The following is a 19,997-nucleotide window of genomic DNA, read 5'->3' as shown; positions in this document are numbered from 1 at the left end:
TAACAGGAAGTATACCTATTGGCGGATGGAGGCTTATATAGTAAAGGTATAAGCCACTAGAATCTGGAATTCGCATCGGGCCTGATACCAATTACAGAGCGGGAGGAAGCGGAGATGAACGAATTCAGGGAAAGGCTGCTCGCGATCGAAGAGAACCAGCGCGGACTGTTGAAGGAAACGCGGGCGCTGCTGGAAGAATACGAGTCGAGCGACTTGATTCGCGAGAACGAAAAGCTTCGGCGCGTTACCGAAGAAGACAGGCGAAGGCTGGACGAACTGCAAGCCGAGACGCTGCGCCGAAGAAAAGAGAACGCCGAACTGCGCGCGGCGCTGAGCGAGCAGATTCTGGACGAGAAGCTGAATATCCTTCGGCTGTCGAACCGGAAGCTAGACACGTATTTTGCCGGGGAGGAAGGACTGCGCCAGAATCGGCTGCGTCTGTTCGAAGAAGCGACGCGCGAACGGATTCGCAAGATGATGCTGGCCGCGCGCAAGCTGACCGGCAACGAGCAGCAGGAATTCCGGCATCGGCTGGACGAACTGTCGCGTCAGCTCGATCACAGCTTGGAGATGCAGCGCCGGCGAAACGCCGAAGACAAACGCCGGGTGATCGACCCGATGCGCGACGAATACGGCCGTCTGGAAGAAGAAGGCGTGGACGAAGCGACGATCCAGCGGCGGATCCGGCAGAACCGGATCGAGATGAAGATCGGCTTGAACTGGATCAACCGTTTGGCTATTCTGCTGATTCTGATCGCGGTCGGAACGGCGTTCCGTTATACATACGCCGTCTGGTTTAACGACTATATGCGCGGCAGCATCTTTTTCTTGTTCGGCGCTCTGCTGCTCGGAGGCGGCGAATGGCTGTATCGGCGCAAACGCCGCACGTTCGCGCTCGGGCTGCTCGGAGGCGGCACGGCGGTGCTGTACGGCTCGATCTTCTATAGTTATTTCCTGCTCGACATCATCGGCATGACCGTAGCGCTGCTGCTGTCGGTGCTGGTCACGCTGACGACGGTCCTGCTGTCGCTGCGCTACGAATCGAAAACGGTCTGCACGTTCGGACTGGTCGGCGGGTATCTGCCGCTGCTGTCGTACGGGCTCGCGGAAGGATTGGAAGGTCCGGCCGTCTACGCGGCGATGGGTTATCTGCTGCTGCTGAATCTGCTGCTCCTGCTCGTCTCGCTGCATAAACGCTGGACGGTGGTGGCGTACGTCAGCTTCGCGCTGAACACGCTGTCGATGATGCTTTTGGTGGCGCTGGCGGACAATGTCTGGATCGCGGCCGCTTACGCTTTCGTCACTTTCCTGATGTACCTCGGTTCCACGCTGACGTATCCGCTGCGCTTCAAGCAGAAGCTAAGCGAATGGGACGTCGTGCTGCTCGGCATCAATACGTGGGTCGGCTGCGGCGTCATGTACGGGCTGCTGCAATCGGTCGGGGCGTTCGAATTCCGTGGACTTCTGGCGCTGCTGTTCGGTTTGCTCTATGCAGGCTTGGGCCGTCTGGCCGAGAAACGCGTGCCGGAAGAAAAAAGCACGCGGCTGCTGTTCGACATCACCGCTCTGATCTTCGCCGTGCTGATCGTGCCGTTCCAGCTCGGTTGGCAGTGGTCTTCCATGGGCTGGTTGGCGGAAGCCTGCTTGCTGGCGGTCTACGGAAGCCGCGTCAAGTCGAAGCTGCTGGAACGCGCCGGCTGGGCGGTTATGGCGCTGTGCGTCGCCACTTTCGTGCTGGTCGATCTGCCGAGAAACGTTATGGTCAATCTGGTGGCGGGCTTGGACGTGCAGTATTTTACGATCAAATATACCTGCATCACGCTCGGAACGTTGGGCTTGGCTTTGTTCTATGCTTACGAATGGCGCGGGAACGAACCGCAATCGCGAAACGGCTGGCGTTACGGATTCGACGAGCGCCGGATGCTGCTGGTATTCCGGTACGCGGCGCTGCTGAACGTCTGGTTCTACGGCCTGTACGAAAGCATGCAGCTCTACGATTGGGTACGCGGCGGTTCGGGCTACCATTACGTCTTCTACAAAACGCTGCTTGCCGCGGCGATCACCGCGCTGCTGTCGATCGGCTTGACCCGCTTCTCCTTGATTCGCGACAAAGTGACCGACGGTTACGCGTTGGTTCTGTATCTGATCGGCTGCTTCATCGGGATTGCCCTGATGCTGAATACGCCGGTATTGAACCGCGACGCCGCTTTGAACGGAGCGGGCGATTACGCCGCGCTGCTGGTGCTGCTGGCCGTCAACGCCCTGATCTTCTGGAGCGGGAATCGCAGGCTCCAGCAGATCGTGCGCGTCCGTCCGGAAGGCGGAGAATGGTACCCGGTCGGCGTGGCGGTCTACGGTCTGGTCATGCTGAGCGCGCTGCTGGGCGTGCAGCTGCACGTGGATAACGCGGGCATGGCTTACAGCTTGGCGTATCTGTTGGTCGCGCTGGCCTGCATCGTGTACGGATTTCGCCGCCGCTACGTCTATATCCGGCGGATGGGACTTGCGTTGACGCTGTTTTGCACGGCCAAACTGTTGGTGTTCGATCTGGGGCTGAACAGCACGGGCAGCCGGATCATCGCTTATTTTGCCGCCGGATTCATCCTGCTGGGCATCTCTTACATGTATCAGCGGGTGTCGAACCGACTGGAAGAAGAGGCGGCCGGGAAGGAGCATAAGGATGCCGAAGGCCAGATTTGATCTTGAGGAAAAAAGAAGCGGAGCGCCGAGCGGAAATACGGCGCTTCGCCCGGCAGGAAACGGACCGCGATCGTCGGACGAAAAGGCGGCGGCGTTCGGAACAGGAAGAAGGCGCGCATCGGCGCGCCTTCTCGGCGTAGGTCTGGCGATGCTGCCTCTGCTTGCGTTATCGGCCGCGCTGTGGGGGACTCCCGCAGAGGCGCGCCCGGCCGACGAGCAGAACGGTCAACCGGAAGCTTCCGTCGTCTGGCCGTTTTCCAAAAACATCGATATCGCCGAAGGCGCGCAGTATCAATCGCTGTTCCTCGATCCGGACGTCTACGGGCGCGCCGAAGACGATCTGGGCGACGTACGGATCGTGAACGCGTCGGGACAGTTCGTGCCGTATTATCTCGATTCGGCCGAGCAGGGCGAACGCGGAGCGAATCGCGAGTACAAGCTGAAACGGATCGCGCGGGCCGACGCCGAGCGTACGAGCACGTTCGATTTCGCCGTCGTGCCCGCGGCGGAGAACGAAGACGTGCGCGGAAGCGTATTGACGTTCGATCTGCCGGGCGGCTTGTTTCTCAAAAAGGTGAAGTTGGAAGGCAGTTACGACGGGCAGCGCTGGGAAGCGGCCGCGGAAGGCACGCTGTATTCGGCGGGCGAAGGACGGTTTCAGAATTCGATCGTGCTGGACGCTCCGGCGAAATACGGCTATTATCGGCTGAAGGTGCCGAGCAATACGGACGATCTGGATTTTGCCGGAGGGACGTTGACCGATGTCGCGATGTCCGTAAGCGGCGAAGCTTTCGTGCGCAATAAGGAGCTTCCGTTTAACGTGGAGCCTAGCGCCAGAATGTCCGAAGTCACGCTCTACAACGCGGATAAATTGAAGATCGACCGGATCAAAGTCAACGCGACCGCTTCGGACGGTTCGAGCGGCTTCAGCCGCTTGTTCTACGTAGAGCCGGTCAAAGGGCAAGCCGCGAACGTGCTGTCGCCGTCGCAGCTCAACCGCCTGGAGCTTGGGGGAGAAACGATCGACGATACGGAGATTCGTCTCGCGCAGCCGATTCGCGGCACCAAACCGAAGATCGTGATCGACAACGGCGGCAATCTGCCGCTGGATATCCGCTCGATCGAAGTCGGCTACCGGGTCGATCGGCTGGTGTTCGAAGACACCGGAACCGGTCCTTACCGTCTGGTCTACGGATCGGAAGGCGCGCGGATGCCGGAATACGATATTGCGGCGTTCCGTTCGCAGATCGAGACTTCGAAGCCGGGCGAAGCTTCGCTCGGCCCGGAGACTGCCGAAGCGTTCACCCCTCCGGGCGCCGAATCTTCCGGCGCGCCGAAGGACGAACAGCCGAGAGTCGGCGCGAGCGCTTCGCTTCAGATCACGTTCAATATCGTGCTGGTGATCGTGGCGCTGCTGCTGATCGCGTTCGTGGGGCGGAAGCTGCGCAAAGGGTGAAGATAAGGGAAAAGCAAGAAAACCCGGCTCGGGAGAGCCGGGTTTTTCCTGCTGCGTCATCTGCGATAGAATGGTCTTATCGATCAAGACGAAGGAGGAGACAAAATGAACGATTATTCCGACGCGGCGTCGGCCCGTTCGCGCGAAGAAGCGAAGCGCCTGCTGCTGGACGCGTATCGATTCCGCCATGCGGTCAAAGATTTCGATGCGGAGCGCAAATTGGCCGCGGAAGATTTCGAGTTTATTCTGGAAGCGGGGCGGCTGTCGCCCAGTTCTTACGGTTTCGAACCGTGGAAGTTCGTGGTGGTGCAGAATCCGGAACTGCGCGACGTGATCGCGCCCCATGCGGGCGGAGCGCGCCGCCAACTGGCTTCGGCCAGCCACGTGATCCTCGTGTTGGCGCGCCTGCCTCGCGAAATGGTCGCGGATTCCGACTATATCTCGTACATGCTGCACGACGTGCAGCGTCTTCCGTCCGACATCGCGGACATGAAACGCAGGACGTACGACACGTTCCTGCGCACCGGTTTCGCGCTGCAAAACAACGAGCGCGCGATGTTCGAATGGGCCTGCCGCCAGACGTATCTGGCGCTCGGCAACATGATGACCGCCGCCGCGATGCTCGGCATCGATTCCTGCCCGATGGAAGGCTTCGTGAAGCACGAGCTGGAGCGCGCGCTGACCGAAGCAGGCCTGATGGACGCCGAGCGCTTCGGACTGGCGTGCATGGCCGCGTTCGGTTATCGGGCGGGCGAAGCGTCGGTCAAGACGCGCCGCGCGATAGACGAAGTGGTGGAATGGCGCTGAAGCAGGCGCCGCTCGGGACATCGATCTGAAGAGCCGCTGCTTGGGCAGCCGGCTCGGGCAAACGATGAAAAGCCGCGCTTTCCGTAAGGGAAGCGCGGCTTTTTTTATTTTCGCGTATCGCCTCCGTCGACCAGTTTCCAACTCAACCCGCCGTCTTCGGTAGTCAGCAGACGTCCGGGGGTGAGCAGCCAGCCTTTTCGGGCGTCGAGAAAATCCAGTTTCGCTCCGTAATCGTAGACGTCCAAGCCGTCCGCAATCGGGTGCAGCGTCCACGAAGCGCCTCCGTCTTCCGTAACCAGCAAACTGAGCTTCGTCTTATAATCCGGAGCTTCTCCAGCCGTTCCGGTCAGCAGATAACCGCGATCCCGGTCGGGGAAAGAGAAAGCGATGGGCGATGTCCGGCTTCGCGCCCAACGTCCGGCCGGGCTCCATGCGGGCGCATCCGCGGATTTGCGGAAGAACTCTACCGATTCGTTTTGGACGCTGCCGCCGAAACTCAGCAGGTCGCCGCGGCCGTTCAGCGCGTAGCGGTACACGCCCGGCTTCGGCGAATGAACGTTGTACGCCCAACTTCTGCCGCCGTCTGCCGTGGACAGCACGATCGCTTGGTTCGCGTCGCCGTATACGAGCGTGCCGTGCAGCGAGTCGGAGAAACGCAAAGCCGCGCTGTCCAAAGCAAACGTATCCTGATCCTCTTCGGGCCTCCAACTCAGCAGCTTGAAGCTGCGGCCGCCGTCTTTCGTATGCAGCAGATCGAGACCGGTCTGCCCGCTCGTTTCGTCGGTCGTAGAGGCGGCGACCCAACCTTCGTCGGCGTTCAGGAAATCGACCGCGAACGCTCGGCGGCTGCCGCCGAATTCGTAACCCGGCGTCCAAGTGCGGCCTCCGTCTGCCGTCGTCAGCAGCCGGTTCTCTCCGGAGAACGTCCCGATGCCGTAACCGCGTTTCGCGTCGACGAACGACATCCCGTTCGTCGGAAGCGGAGTCGGATAGACGGCCGACCAGCTTTTGCCGCCGTCGTCTGTCCGCACGAGATAATCCCGGTTCATCGACGTGCCGCCGACCGCAAAGCCTTTGCCGCTTTTCGCAAGCTGCACGAAACTCAGATCGTAACCGACGCCTTCGGCCGATTCGAACGTCCTGCCGCCGTCTCGCGTGATCATCAAGCCGCCTTCGTTCGGTCCGGCTCCGGGCGCGGCGGAGAGCCAACCGTTTTTGCCGTCGGCAAAGTCCATATCCGTCAGCGTGGGCCGATGGCTGCGAAGCTTGCTCTGCACTTTCGTCCAGTGCGCGCCGCCGTCGCTTGTCCGGTACAGATCGCCCGCCATCATGCTGGGATCGTCCGTCAGCAGATAACCGTTATGAGAGTCGGCAAAATCGATCGCCCGGCTGCTCAGCATTTCGGGATCGCTGTTCTCGTCCGTACCTCCGGCCGCGAACTGTTTGCTCCATGTGCGCCCGCCGTCCGACGTATGCATGACGACGACGTCATAAGAATCGATCGCTCCGCTGGCGGCCGGCATGATGCCCGAGACCCAACCGTTTCGGGCGTCGGCGAACGAAAGATGCTGCGGAACGAAGTCTTTTCGGCCGAAAGCCGCCGGACTCCATTTATCGCCGCGCAGCATCATCAACTTGTTTTCGACGATCGCGTAGGCATGACTTTTGTCCGCGACGACCAGATAACGGCCCGCCGGAAAAGACGCGGCATACGTGCTCGCTTGGCTCCACTGCGTCTGCCAAGTCCTGCCGCCGTCTGCGGTATGTACGATGTCGGCGCGGGCGTAAACGGAGCTTTGCGCGAGATCTTTCGCTTTGTTGCCGTCATAGACGACGGCCCAGCCGTTTTTGGCATCGGCAAATCCCAGACCGGTGGCAAGCTGCCCCGGCATCGCCTGCTTCGACCAACTTCGGCCGCCGTCCCTCGTGGAAACCAGCTCAAGCGGGCGTTGGGTCTTCAGCGAGCCGTCTTGATTCTGGATCATCCAGCCGGTCGTCGCGCTCAGAAAATGGATCTGCTGAATCTCCAAATACAGCGTCGCCGGGTCGGTCTTCGCTTCGCTGCCCGAAGTGATGAACGATGCCGGGGCGACAGGCGAAGGGGACGCAGAGGTCGCGCCGGAAGAAGCCGAAGGCGCAGAAGCGGCGAGCGCCGTTCCGCTTTTTGCGGGGCTGCCGCTCGCGGACGGAGACGAAGAAGCTCCGACTGCCGATGCCGATGCCGAAACGGCTCTGTTCCCAAGCGGGGAGGCGCCGGTGTCGAAGGTCGATCCTGAAGCGGAGAGCGCTCGGTCCGCCGATGAGGTCGGTGTGCCGCGTAACATCGCGGTCGAGGAAGACAAGCCTGCCGGATCGGCGGTCTTGGCCGACGGCGGCAGCGCAAGCCCGGTTATGACGCCCGCGGCGATCACGCCGGCCGTGAGCAGCGGCGTCAGCAGCTTATGCTTTTTGGGCGGCGAAGAACGAACAACCGAATCCGTATCGCGCGTTCGCGATTCGGCCGCTTGCGAACGGGGCTTGTCCGTCTTCGCCCGGCTTCCGGATGTTCTCGACCGAGTCTTGGCGGTTCTGGAAACGGTCTTGGTCGTTCTCGGTTTGGTTTTGGATTTATTCATCGGCTCGAAGTCAGCTCCTTAGGTCCGGGATTCTTGTTTTCCCTTTCCATTTTCTGCTTAAGCTGTCTCGCGTTCAACCTCGGCGCTGTCACCGAAGATGCCATTTTTGTAACCCGACTATACGGTTTCCGGCAGAACAGACAAAAAGACGAGCCGGAAATGTCCGCGCTCGTCTTTCTCGAGTCTAGCCTCGGCCGCTACAGCAGCCCTTCGATCCGTCCGTCTTCGTCGATTCGCATCCGATCGGCCGCCGGTACTTTCGGAAGGCCCGGCATCGTCATCGTATTGCCTGTCTCGACGACCACGAATCCGGCTCCCGCCGACAGCGAGACGCGCGAGACGCTCACCGTGAAGCCTTCCGGCGCGCCGAGCAGAGAAGGGCGGTCGGAGAACGAATACGGCGTCTTCGCCATGCACACCGGCAGTTCGCCGAAGCCCAGACGCTCGAACTCCGCCAGCGCTTTCGAAGCGGCCGGCGCATAACTTACGCCGGCTCCGCCGTACAGTTCGGTCACGATCTTCCCGATCTTGCCCTTCAGGTCAAGCGCCGCTTCGTACAGCGGCGCGTATTCGGACGCCTGCCCGTCCATCTCGCGCAGCAGCGTTTTCGCCAGCGCCGCTCCGCCCGGCGCGCCTTCGGCCCAGACGTCCGACAGCTCGGCCGGCACGCCGAGTTCCCGGCAGGCGTCCATGATCGACGCCAGCTCGCTCTCATGGTCGGCGGCAAAATGGTTCACCGCCACCACCACCGGCACGCCGAAGCCGCGCAAGTTGCGCAGATGGCGGCGCAGATTGGCAAGGCCTTCTTGCAGCGCGGCGGGATTCTCCGCGTCCAGTTCCTTCGCCGGCACGCCGCCGTTGTACTTGAGCGCTTTGGCCGTGACGACCAGCACCGCCGCATCCGGCGTAAGTCCCGCCTGACGGCACTTGATATCGAAGAACTTCTCCGCGCCGAGTTCCGCGCCGAATCCCGCTTCCGTGATCACCACGTCGCCGAGCTTGAGCGCGGTCTTCGTGCCGATCACGCTGCTGCATCCGTGCGCGATATTGGCGAACGGCCCGCCGTGAACGACGACCGGCGTTCCGTCCAGCGTCTGGACGAGATTCGGTTTGATCGCGTCTTTGAGCAGCACGGCCATCGCTTCGACCGCGTTCAGGTCGCGTGCCGTGACGGCGTCGCCGCCGGCCGTATAGCCGACGATGATCCGGCCCAGACGCGCCTTAAGATCGGCGGCGTTTTCGCTGAGGCAGAGCACGGCCATCACTTCCGAAGCGGAGGTGATGAGGAAGCCGCTCTCCTGCGGCAGCCCGTTGCCCGCGCCGAGTCCGGTCACGATCGAGCGCAGCCCGCGGTCGTTCATGTCGACGGCCCGTTTCCAGACGATCCGTTTGGGATCGAGACCGAGCGAGTTGCCGTGATAGACGTGGTTGTCGATCAAGGCCGCGAGCAGATTATGCGCGGAAGAGATCGCGTGCAGATCGCCGGTAAAATGCAGATTGATATCTTCGGCGGGCACGATCTGCGCGCGGCCTCCGCCGGTCGCGCCGCCTTTCATGCCGAAGCACGGTCCGAGAGAAGGTTCGCGCAGCGCGGCGACGGCGCCGACGCCCAGCGCGTTCAGCGCTTGAGTCAGCCCGATCGTCGTCAGCGTCTTGCCTTCACCCGCGGGCGTCGGATTGACGGCCGTGACCAGCACCAATTTGCCGTCCGGCCGTTCCCGTCGTTCGTCCATCAGCGAAGGATTCAGCTTCGCTTTGTACTTGCCGTATAATTCGAGATGCTCTTCGTGAATGCCCGCTTGCGCGGCGACTTCGTAAATCGGTTTCATGCCGGAACGTTCCCCCTGCTATCGAATAATGCGAACAGGGGTATTATCGTCGAAAGCGGCAGGGGATGCAACGGGATTCGTCACGGACGGATGCCTGCCGGAAGTTCGAACCGCACGGAGACGACGTCGGTACGCGGCCGACGGCAAGCCTGCGCGGTCTCTTCCCGCTCATTCGACCGTAAACTCCGTTTCGATTTCGCGCTTGTCTTTGCCTCCGGGAAGCTCGATCTCTTTCGCGAAGCGATAGGTGCCGGGTTCGAACCGTCGAAGTTCGATTTTCTGCTCCCAGCTCTCCCCGTTCAGCAGGCCGAAACCTTCGGTTTCTTTCGCGACGTCTTCTTCCGGAGGAACTTCCGCCCAGCCTTTATCCGTCTTCAGGTCGATCCGATAAGCGAGCGAAAATTGGATTTCTTGGGTTCCTTCGTTGGTCAAGACGAAAGTGACCGTATCGTCGGAAGCGGCCGTCTTCGGCTCCGCTTCCAGCTTTGCCGCTTCCGTTCCCGGATCGGGCTTATCGGTTTCGGGAGCCGATTCGTTCGGTCCCGAATCCCAAGTCTCGAGCTGGTGACGGCCGGCGAAGCCGCCCGGAAGTTCAGGCCCGCCGCAGCCCGCAAGCAGTACTCCCAAAGCGATACAGGCCGCGCACAAGCTCCTCGTGCGGAACCGTCTGAACCGCGAGCGAGGCCCGCGAAGCGGCGAGGGACGACGAATGTCTGACATGATGAACTCTCCTCCTTGAACAAGACCCGGCCGCGCGGGCCGGGTCTTGCTGTTTGTCTATAAGACGCATAGACAAGCGGAGAAGTTTTGTTTCGTAGCTTGATTTTGCATACGCTCTTCGGTCGACCGCCCGCTTATTTCCCGATCCGGAATAGATCGAACCCGTCCAATTCCGCGTAGCCGTCGCCTTTGGAGAAACGGATCGTATGCTTGCCTTTGGTCAGGCTCATTTTCTGCGTGGAAGTGCCCCAGTTGTCCCAGCCTTGGTTGGTCACGTAGAAGTTGCTCGGCTCGCCGCCGTCCACGGACAGCTTCAAGGTCGACCAGCCGCCGCCTGCGGTGCCGTTGCCGGTGCGCGCGTACAGAACGTAAGTGCCGTTCTTGTCCACGTCCACGTCGATCTCCACGTAGCTGTCCGGAGTGTCGATATAGCCGACTTTGGCGCCGCCCGAGCTATCCGGATGCTGCGACACTTTGGCGGTTCCGGCCAGACGTCCGTTTTCCGCTTCGTAACGGTCCCGTTCCGGTTCGCCGCTCGGCAGTTCGATCGGTTTGTTCGGATCGACCGGTTCGCCGAAGTTCGGCGTCTTGTCCGCGTTCCACGTGAAGCGCTGCGCCCGGATCTCGCGGTCCCAGCCGGAACCCTGACGTTTGGCCGCGTGATAGACGATCCAGTCTTCGCGTCCGTCCGGCGATTGGGTGAAGCTGGCATGTCCCGGACCGTAGACGCCGTTTCCGCTTTTGAACACTTGATCGGGCCGTTTGGTCCACGAAGCCGGATCGAGCAGATCCGCGCTCTTCTTCGACGTCAGCAGGCCGAGCGAATAATCGTCGGTCCAACTGCCGCTGGCGGAATACACGACGCTGATATCGTTGCCTTTGGTCAGCACCTGAGGGCCTTCGTTGACGTAAGGCGTATGGTTGGTCTCCCAGCTATGTTCCGGCCGCGCGATCTCGACTCTCGGCGAATCGATCGTCCACGGGTTGCTCATATGCGCGATATAGAGGACCTGACTCACGTTCTCCGCGCCTTCCCAGCCCGACCAGATAAAGTACAGCTCGCCGCGCGCTTTGAGCACCGTGCCGTCGATCGCCCAACGGTTGGTCGAATCGGCGATCGGGCCTTTGTCCGTCCATGTGCCTTTCATCGGATCGAGCGAACGGTTCTCCATCACGTACATTCGATGGTTGGCGTTGTCGCCGTCGTCTTTCGCGTAATAGATGTACCAAGCGCCGTCGATATGATGCAGCTCGGGCGCCCAGACGTTCTGCCCGCCCGTCTCGATGACCCGCGTTTCGCCCGCGTCGACGCCCGTCATCGACTTCGATTTCCACAGCGTCACGTTGCCGCCGGTCGTTTTGGTGTAATAGTAGTAGCCGTCGGCGTGCCGATACATGAACGGGTCCGCGCCGTCCTGCATGATCACGTTATAGAAGTCGTTTTTCTTCTGCGAGGAAGCGGCCGTCGCCGAATCGAAACTTCCTCCGGTCAGCGTCGAGCCGAGCAGCATAAGCGCAAGTCCTCCTTTGATCCAGTTCCTTTTGTTCATTTTTTCCGTCTCCCCTCGAGGTGTTTTTAGATAACGCTTACATCTTTTCTCGCGGCATTGAGGTTTTTGTATGAACGTGCACGAACAACGTAACGCATACGCGGCGGAGTGAACAGGACGGATCTTTGGAGGCAGCGGTCTTATTTTTTGAGAAAAGGATTGCGGTCGCGAAGTTATGGACATATTTTTAGGTATGGACGCTATTTTGGGAAAATGGACGAAAACCGCGTTTGGCGTTCGGCAGGATTTACAATAGAGAAAAACGGTGCCCGGATACCGGGAACGAGGAGGAGAAGCGGGATGGGCCGCTCCGATTTTTGGTACGGAAAACGAACGCCGCTCTGGCTGATCCCCGTGCTGGCGGGCGGAGTGCTGGCGCTGGGACTGTGGTTGACGGATACTTTTGAAAGCGGATACGAAACGCCGGCCGCGGCGGAAGAAAACGTCTCGATCGAATTCTGGACGCCGTTCAGCGGAGGGGACAGCTCGTTCATGAACGGGCTGGTGGCGCAGTACAACCAAGAGAACACGGACGGCGTTACGGTACGGATGACCAACAACAAACTGGACGATTATTACATGAAACTGTCGACCGCCATCGTGACCGGCGAAGCGCCCGACGTGGCGATCGTGCATGCTTCGAAATACGCGCAGTACGTGCCGGCCGAATTCGTCACGCCGATCTCGGCGGACGAAGCGGAGCAGGCCGGCGTGAATTGGAGAGGCTACAATCCGAACATTCTGGGCAGGACGATCCTGAACCGGCAGCATTACGGGTTACCGCTGGATGCCCATTTCGGCGTGCTGTATTACAACAAGAAATGGCTGGAGCAAGCGGGCGTATATAAGGACGGCAAAGTCCTTTTGGAACCGGGGGAACAAGGATTTAAGGAGTTTCTGCAAAAAATCCGCGAATCGGTGCCGGGCAGCGTCGCGCCGCTGGCCGTGCCGAATATCCGTATCGATTCGCTGTGGCTGTGGTGGTCGCTGTACAGCCAGATCGACGGAGGCGGGCGGCTCTACAGCGCGGACGGACGGCATGCGGAACTGAACATGGCGGCCGCGCGCAAATCGCTGACCTACGTGGATTCGCTGTACCGCGAACAATTGATTCCGCCGGACATCAACGACGCGACCAGCCAGTTCGCCCGGGGCGAAGCGGCCACGCTGTTTCTCGGCGTCTGGTCGATCGGGCTGTTCGAGCAGGCGGAAGACCTGGATTTCGGCGTGATGCCGCTGCCGCGCATCTATGACCGTCCGGCTTCGTGGGGCGACGCGCATACGCTGGCGCTGCCCGCGCAGGCGAAGAACGATCCGGCGAAGCGCCGGGCGGCGCTCCGGTTCGCCGATTGGCTGACGCGCCGCGGAGACGTATGGGCGCAGGCCGGGCATATTCCGGCTTACGAAGAAGCCGCGCGTTCGCCGGAATTTCTGGCGCTGCCTTATCGCAGCGATTATGCCGAAGCGGCCGACGACGTCGCGTATTTCCCGGACCACCCGAAGCAGGGGCGGGTCAGCGACGAACTGGTCACGGAACTGGAGAAACTGTGGTCGGGCGGTCAGACGGTCGAAGGCATGCTGCGGGGCATCCGGTCCAAGATCGACCGGATTCTGGAGGAATGAGCCATGAGCCGATTCGCGAAATCTTTCAAATTCCGGGAGTGGAAGAACCGCAGCCTCGCGTTCAAGCTGATCGGCATCAATCTGGTGCTGATCGCCGTTCCGCTGCTGCTGTCTTCGCTGCTGAGCGGCATCGGCTATTCGAAATCGATGCAGCGCAACGTCGGCGCGTATCAATCGGACGCGGTGCGCGAGTTCAGCGCGAATCTCGATATCTACATGAACGAGCTGGCGCTGCTCTCGGTGCTGCCTTACCAGACGCCGGATCTGCTCGACTATCTGGAGCGCCGCAAAGAGCGGGAGACGTCGACCTACGAAAAGCGGATGCTGCTCGAAGATTTCATGCGGCGCATCCGGGTAAACGGGCGGGTCGATACGATCGGCATTACTTTGCAGGCGGAAAAGGTTCGTTCGTACGTGGAGCCTCCCGACAGCCCCGGACGGTTTACCGAGAAGTCGGACCCCGACCTCGGAGCGTTCGCCGAAGCGGCCGCTTCCGGCCAAGCCATATTCGTAGGTCCGCATCCGGTAAAGTCCGATAACGGCTCGACCTACGACGTCTTCTCGGCGGTGCGGGTCATCCGCAGCTTGGAGAGCGGGCAGCGGCTGGCCGTCTTGAAGATCGACGTGCCGTCGTCCGATCTGCGCGAACGGATCGCGAGCCTGTCGGGCGGCGGCGAACGTTCCGTCGCCGTATTGGACGGCGGCGGCATTCCGATCTACGAAAGCGGCGCTTTCCCGGATTCCACCGGCAGTCTGGCGGCTTATCGGGGTTCGGGAACGGTCACGCTGGGCAGCGGGCGTTCGTCGGTCCTGATGACTTACGTGACGTCGCCGATTACCGGCTGGACGGTGCTTCAAGCGGTGCCGATGAGCGTGCTGCTGCGGGACGCGGAGACGGTCAACCGGCAGATGCTGTTGGTCGGCTTCGCCTGTCTCGCCGCTTCGATTCTGGTCTCCGTACTGTATTCGCTGCGGATCACGCGCCCGCTCAGCGTGCTGCGGCGATCGATGAAACGGGTGGAGAAAGGCGAGTTCGATCTCTCGATTCCGGTCGGCAGCGACGACGAGATCGGTCACCTGAGCCGGACGTTCAATCTGATGGTGTCCCGGCTGGGAAGCTTGACGTATCGGCTGTACGAGACGGAGATCCGGGAGAAAAACGCCGAGATCGCTTCGCTTCAGAGCCAGATCAACCCGCATTTTCTCTATAATACGCTCGGTTCGATCAGCATGTACGCCGAACTCGAAGGCAATCGGGAGGTGGTCAGCATGACCAACCATCTGAGCGCCCTGCTGCGCTACAGCATGGGCGGAGGACGCGACGAAGTGACGATTCAAGAGGAGATTCGGCATATCCGCGGTTATCTGGCGATCCAGAGCATCCGCTACGAAGAACGGCTGCGTTTCCGAATCGAAGCGGAGCCAGGCTTGATGGACAGCCCGATCATCCGTTTGACTCTTCAGCCGGTCGTGGAGAACGCGATCATTCACGGGCTGGAACACGGAAGCGGCGAGGTGGCGATCGCGATCTTCGTCGGCCGTAGCGGCGGGCGGGTGATCGTCTCCGTCGAAGACGACGGGCCGGGCATGACGGAAGAAGCCGTACGGCTTCAGAACGCCAAGATGGAAGAAGGGCTGCTGCCGGAAGGGCCGGGAGGCCACGGCTTGGTGAACGTGCACCGCAGATTGGTGCTGAAATACGGTCCGGGCTTCGGCGTCCGGTTGGAACAAGCGGAATCCGGCGGAGTCAGAGCGGTCATTCGCCTGCCGGATCCGCTCGCGGAAGAAGCGCGGGAAAGGGGAGAGGGCATTGGATAAACGCAAAGTATTGGTCGTCGACGACGAAGCGATCTTCCGCAGAGGGCTGCGGCATCTGATCGGCATATCCGGAACGAATTGGGAGGTCAGCGGAGAAGCGAAAGACGGTCTGGAAGCGCTGGACGAGATCGAGCGCTCGATGCCCGACCTCGTCATTACCGATATCCGCATGCCTCGTCTGGACGGCATCGGGCTTCAAGAGAAGATCCGCGAGCGTTATCCAGAGATCCGCTGCTTCGTACTTAGCGGATACAACGATTTTCGTTACGCGCAGAGTTCGCTGCGCTACGGCGCGCGGGATTATCTGCTGAAGCCGATCGACAAGGCGGAGCTGTACCGGGTGCTCGGGCAGGTGGACGACGAGCTGCGGCAGAAAGAACTTCTGCGGCAGGCCGACGACGCGCTTGCCGGTCCCGCTTCGTCGCCGTCGGCTTCGGCGGCGGAGCGGGAGCGTCTGCTGGACGGTCTGGTGCGGGGCGAACTGCCGCATGCGCGGCGCGGGGAGCTGCGCCGGGCGGGCATCGAGTTCGAACGGGGCCTCTACTGCCTCGTCGCGGAATTGGACAAGGAATCGATCGAACGCAGCCGTTACGAGAGCCAAGAAGCGGAGTTGTTCTCGCTCTATATCCGCCAGTTTCTGGAGGAGGCGCTGTCGGGCCTCCGGCCGGGCTTCGTGTTCCGGCGCGGCGGCAGCGTCGTCGCGCTGCTGGACGCCGAAGTCTCGGCGGAGTCGCGCGAAGAGATCGCCGGATTGGCGCGGCATCTGGCGGCGAAGATCCGCCGGGAAGCCGATCTGACGATCACGATCGGGATCGGCGGAGGCGTGCACGGCCTCGAAGAAGCGTCGAAATCTTACGGAGAAGCGAAGATCGCGCTGCTCTACAGACTGACCTCCGGCGGCAATCGGGTGCTGCTCTACGAAGATCCGCCGCGTCAGGAAACGGCTTCGGCGAAGACGCCGCTGACGAACCGCGTCTATCTCGAACAAGCGCTGCTCGAAGGCGAGGGCGACGGCCTCGGCGAGCGGGTGCGGGCAGATATCGAGCAGTTATGCGGCTCGGGGGCCAGCCCCGGCATGATCCATGAGCAGGTCTGCCGGATGCTGCTCGAAGCGTACGGATTGGCCGCGGATCGCGGCGTGCAGGAAGAATGGCCGGAAGGCCGCGATATCGGCGGCGCGCTTCAAGGGGCGCTCGCGATCAGCTCGCGTACGGAACTGGCCGCGTACTGCGCGGATCTGCTGCTGTCGCTGCAAAGGCTGATCCGCAGCGGCGACGACGGAGGCAGTCTGCATGCCGTCGACAAAGTCGTGCGCCATATCGAAGAGCACTACGCCGAGCCGATCACGCTCGGCAGCATGGCCGAGCGGGTCTATCTCAACGCTTCTTATCTGAGCAGCTTGTTCAAAGCCCGGCTGGGCCGCTCGTTCGTCGAGATTCTGACCGAAGTCCGCGTGCGCGAAGCGTCCAAGCGGCTGCTGCATACCGACGACAAGATCGCTTCGATCGCTTACGAGACGGGTTTCTCCAATATCCGGCATTTCAACCGCGTGTTCAAAGCGGAGACCGGCCGGACCCCGAAAGAATTCCGCGAGACCCTGCGGCCGGACCGGACGAATGCGTGAGCAAGCGTCGTTGGGCGGGAGTATGGCGGGAAGCGAGCGGGTCAGGCGAGACGGCGTGATTACGAAAAAAAGCGCGCAGGCCAAGCGAGGCCGGAGAGCATGCAGTCGAAGGCGGAAGGATGTTCGCGATTCGACGATCCCGCGAAGCTTTGCGACGTCGCAGTTTGATTTCGACCGAAACAGCGCCGTTGTCGTCTTCCGAGCTTTGTTCGCGGTGCCGGGGTGCGTCTTTGCGACTTTGCGAAGTCTAACGGATCGCAGATCCGTTAGACAGTCGAATCGTGCGATTTTCCGCTCCGATCGGCAGGAACTTGGCGGCTAAGCGTCGCTGCGATCCGTTAGAGTTTGTAGACGGGCGAAAATAGCCGTCTAAGAAATCTACGATTCGTTAGAAAACGGAGGAGGCGTCTGCGCTTATTCCGCTCCGCTATGCTCGCGTTCGCTCGGATCGCCGCCATGTCGCGGTGTCCGGCGATCGGAGTAGGGCCGGCGGAGATCTAAGGCTCGCCGGGGCAGCGGGGGCAGGCCGTTTCGACGGTACAGGCCGCAGCTTCCACAGTTTGCGTTCAACCCTTCAGACGAAGGCCGGGCTATCCGGCCTTTTTTGGTGCCGTTCGTTATCGCGCCGATATTGCTTTTCCTTGCGGAGTTCGACATCTGCTTTTGCTTTCGCTCAAGCATCCCCCACCCTCCAAAGATATGTCCATTCCGCCCAAAGAAGCGTCATTCAACAAACGGCTTCCCCCGCGTATGATGTTGTTGTAAGCGATACCAACTACGCGGTTTCGGACAAAGGAAAGATCGGCAGGATGCGATTCCCGCCGTTTCTGAATCCGCGGCCCGTCCGATTCTTACACATCCGAGGGAGGCCGAAAAGATGAGAAAAAGACGCACGTTCAAGCTCGGCGCGATGGCCATGACGCTCATGCTGCTGCTCAGCGCCTGCGCGGCGGGAGGTCCGGGCACGTCGACGGATACCGGTACGACAGGGGCGACCGGAAGCGGCGACAGCGGCGGCGACGCGCCGGCAGGCAAGACCACCATCTCCTACTGGACGCCGTTCAGCGGCGGCGACGGCGAATTCATGACTCAGATGATCGAGAAGTTCAACTCGGAGAACCAAGAGATCCATGTGGAACAGCTCGCCAATCCCGCAAGCGATTATTATACCAAGCTGCAAACGGCGATCGCGTCGGATCAGGCTCCGGATCTTATGGTCCTGCACTCCTCGCGGATGCCGCAGTTCGTTCCGTCCGGCTTCGTGACGCCGCTCGACGATCTGGCCGCGGAAGCGCAGATCGATTGGGGCGAATTCAATCCGACGATTCTCGATTCGACCGTCTACGAAGACAAACACTATTCGATCCCGCTCGATACCCACGCGATCGTCATGTATTACAACAAAGAATACTTGAAGAAAGCCGGAGTGCTCGGCGAAGACGGCAACCCGGTCTACGACAAGTCGCCGGAAGGCTTCACCGAGTTCTTGAACAAGATCAAAAGCGCCGTTCCGGCCGACGTGGCTCCGCTGGCCCAACCGGACGTCCGGATCGACTCGTACTGGATGTTCTGGGGCTTCTACAACCAGCTTACGGACGGAGGCAAATTCTACGACGCCGAAGGCAAAGGCGAGTTGAACAACCCTCAGGCGCTCGAAGCGCTGGAATACGTCGACAGTCTGTACAAGTCGGGCCTGATCCCGCCGAAGATCAACGACGCGGTCAAGCTGTTCCAAGATAAACGCGCGGCCGTGCTGATCACCGGCGTATGGAGCACCGGAGCGTTCGAGAATATCGAAGGACTCGATTTCGGCGTCGTGCCGATGCCGCAGATCTACGATCAACCGGCGACATGGGGCGACTCGCATACGCTGGCGCTGCCGAAACACGGCAAAGAAGATCCGGCCAAGCAGAAAGCGGCGCTCGTCTTCGCCAAATGGCTGGCAGACAACGGCGAGATGTGGGCCAAAGCGGGCCATATCCCGAGCGTGACCAAAGTGCTGGATTCGCAGGCGTTCAAAGACATGCCGTACCGCAGCGATTACGCGCAGTCGGCCGACTTCGTCAAATACTGGCCGCGCAACGAGAAACAAGGCCAGATCAACGACAATATCATCAAAGAATTCGAGAAGATGATGGCCGGCAAACAGGACGCCAAGACGACGCTCGAGAAAGCCGACGCGGCGATCGATAAGACGGCCGGCAAATAACAAAGGCTTGGAAAGTCGGAAAAAAGAAGGAAGCGGGTAGGGCGGTCCTGACGCCGTCCGCTTCCTTTTTCATCGAAAGGAGGGGCCGCAACCATGGCTTCCAAAACATTGACCGAAGGCGGAAGCGGAAGCGCGAGCGCATCGTCCCGCACGCCGAGAAAAAGCGCGCTGCACCGTCAAGGCTGGGTGACCGGCGTCATGATGGTGCTGCCGTATACGATCTTCTTCCTGCTGTTCTCGCTGATTCCGATCCTGTACGGCTTCGGCGTCAGCTTCTACGATTGGTCGCTGCTCGGCGACAAAACGTTCATCGGATTCGAGAACTACGCCAATCTGCTGCAGGACGAAGAATTCCGGACCAACCTGCTGAACACCGTACTGTTCACGGTCGTCAGCGTGCCGCTGATCGCGGGTTTCGGGCTGCTGCTCGCGGTGCTGGTGAACGGCATCCGCAAAGGACAGGCGTTTCTGCGCATCTCGTTCTTCATGCCGTACGTGCTGTCCGTATCCGTCATCTCGAGCATCTGGGTCATTTTCCTGCAGCCGTATACCGGACTGTTCAACCGGATCCTGAGGGGGATCGGCCTGATCCACAGCGAGATCTTCTGGCTCTCCGATTCCACGCTGGCCTGGGTCTCGATCATCATGGCGACGGTCTGGTGGACGATCGGGTTCGTGTTCGTTTTGTTCCTCGCCGGTCTGCAGGACATTCCCGAATCGTTCTACGAAGCGGCCAACCTCGAAGGCGCGAACCGCTGGCAGACGTTCCGCTATATCACGTTCCCTTCGCTGTCGCGCGTGACCGTGCTGGTCGTCGTGCTGCAAACGATCGCGTCGTTCAAGATCTTCGGCCAATCCAAGCTGATCACGGGCGGGGGGCCGGCGGGAGCGACGAAGACGGTCGTGTTCTCGATCTACGAAAACGGCTTTCAGACGTTCCAGATGGGCTACGCTTCGGCGATCGCCTTCGTGCTGATGCTGGTCATTCTGGTGATCTCGCTGCTCCAGACGATGCTGCTGCGCAAGCTCGGCGAATAAGGAATAAG

Annotated in this window: 12 protein-coding genes; 8 read left to right on the top strand and 4 right to left on the bottom strand. The window is 60.8% G+C overall.

Going from position 1 to position 19,997, the window contains the following annotated elements; all coding sequences use genetic code 11:
- Positions 1 to 114: 114 nt before the first annotated feature.
- The 3 genes from CDO73_RS04930 to CDO73_RS04920 all read left to right on the top strand — a co-directional run bounded on the left by CDO73_RS04930 (position 115) and on the right by CDO73_RS04920 (position 4,963).
- Complete coding sequence (locus tag CDO73_RS04930; protein ID WP_088487391.1) at positions 115 to 2,700, top strand: DUF2339 domain-containing protein; 2,586 nt, start codon at positions 115 to 117, stop codon at positions 2,698 to 2,700.
- On the top strand, positions 2,681 to 4,156 hold the full coding sequence (locus CDO73_RS04925; protein WP_088487390.1) for a DUF3999 family protein: 1,476 nt from the start codon (positions 2,681 to 2,683) through the stop codon (positions 4,154 to 4,156). The genes CDO73_RS04930 and CDO73_RS04925 overlap by 20 nt, the downstream gene beginning before the upstream one ends.
- A gap of 105 nt (positions 4,157 to 4,261) precedes the next feature.
- A complete protein-coding gene (locus CDO73_RS04920; protein WP_088487389.1) occupies positions 4,262 to 4,963 on the top strand; it encodes an NAD(P)H-dependent oxidoreductase in 702 nt (233 codons plus the stop codon).
- Positions 4,964 to 5,067: 104 nt separating this feature from the next.
- On the opposite strand, the gene CDO73_RS04915 is transcribed toward CDO73_RS04920, so the two are convergent.
- The 4 genes from CDO73_RS04915 to CDO73_RS04895 form a co-directional block, all read right to left on the bottom strand.
- Complete coding sequence (locus CDO73_RS04915) at positions 5,068 to 7,578, bottom strand: WD40/YVTN/BNR-like repeat-containing protein (RefSeq protein WP_143536071.1); 2,511 nt, start codon at positions 7,576 to 7,578, stop codon at positions 5,068 to 5,070.
- Between the two features lie 197 nt (positions 7,579 to 7,775).
- Positions 7,776 to 9,407 carry a formate--tetrahydrofolate ligase gene (locus CDO73_RS04905; RefSeq protein ID WP_088487386.1) on the bottom strand — a complete coding sequence of 544 codons (1,632 nt, stop codon included), beginning with the start codon at positions 9,405 to 9,407 and terminating at the stop codon, positions 7,776 to 7,778.
- Positions 9,408 to 9,575: 168 nt separating this feature from the next.
- Positions 9,576 to 10,127, bottom strand: a complete 552-nt coding sequence (locus CDO73_RS04900; RefSeq protein WP_143536070.1) for an immunoglobulin-like domain-containing protein — start codon at positions 10,125 to 10,127, stop codon at positions 9,576 to 9,578.
- 134 nt (positions 10,128 to 10,261) lie between these two features.
- Positions 10,262 to 11,677, bottom strand: a complete 1,416-nt coding sequence (locus tag CDO73_RS04895) for a family 43 glycosylhydrolase (RefSeq protein ID WP_088487384.1) — start codon at positions 11,675 to 11,677, stop codon at positions 10,262 to 10,264.
- 300 nt (positions 11,678 to 11,977) lie between these two features.
- On the opposite strand from CDO73_RS04895, the gene CDO73_RS04890 reads away from it, so the two are divergent.
- The 5 genes from CDO73_RS04890 to CDO73_RS04870 all read left to right on the top strand — a co-directional run bounded on the left by CDO73_RS04890 (position 11,978) and on the right by CDO73_RS04870 (position 19,989).
- On the top strand, positions 11,978 to 13,300 hold the full coding sequence (locus CDO73_RS04890) for an extracellular solute-binding protein (protein ID WP_088487383.1): 1,323 nt from the start codon (positions 11,978 to 11,980) through the stop codon (positions 13,298 to 13,300).
- 3 nt (positions 13,301 to 13,303) lie between these two features.
- Positions 13,304 to 15,118 (top strand): cache domain-containing sensor histidine kinase, encoded by a 1,815-nt coding sequence (locus CDO73_RS04885; RefSeq protein ID WP_088487382.1) that lies wholly within the window; start codon positions 13,304 to 13,306, stop codon positions 15,116 to 15,118.
- Complete coding sequence (locus CDO73_RS04880) at positions 15,111 to 16,742, top strand: response regulator transcription factor (protein ID WP_088487381.1); 1,632 nt, start codon at positions 15,111 to 15,113, stop codon at positions 16,740 to 16,742. The genes CDO73_RS04885 and CDO73_RS04880 overlap by 8 nt, the downstream gene beginning before the upstream one ends.
- A gap of 877 nt (positions 16,743 to 17,619) precedes the next feature.
- Complete coding sequence (locus tag CDO73_RS04875) at positions 17,620 to 18,951, top strand: ABC transporter substrate-binding protein (RefSeq protein WP_088487380.1); 1,332 nt, start codon at positions 17,620 to 17,622, stop codon at positions 18,949 to 18,951.
- Positions 18,952 to 19,044: 93 nt separating this feature from the next.
- Complete coding sequence (locus CDO73_RS04870) at positions 19,045 to 19,989, top strand: carbohydrate ABC transporter permease (RefSeq protein ID WP_088487379.1); 945 nt, start codon at positions 19,045 to 19,047, stop codon at positions 19,987 to 19,989.
- Positions 19,990 to 19,997: the final 8 nt, after the last annotated feature.

This window comes from Saccharibacillus sp. O23 (genome assembly GCF_002205895.1).
In the GTDB taxonomy this organism is placed as follows: domain Bacteria; phylum Bacillota; class Bacilli; order Paenibacillales; family Paenibacillaceae; genus Saccharibacillus.
This window is presented reverse-complemented; position numbering and strand designations above follow the sequence as displayed.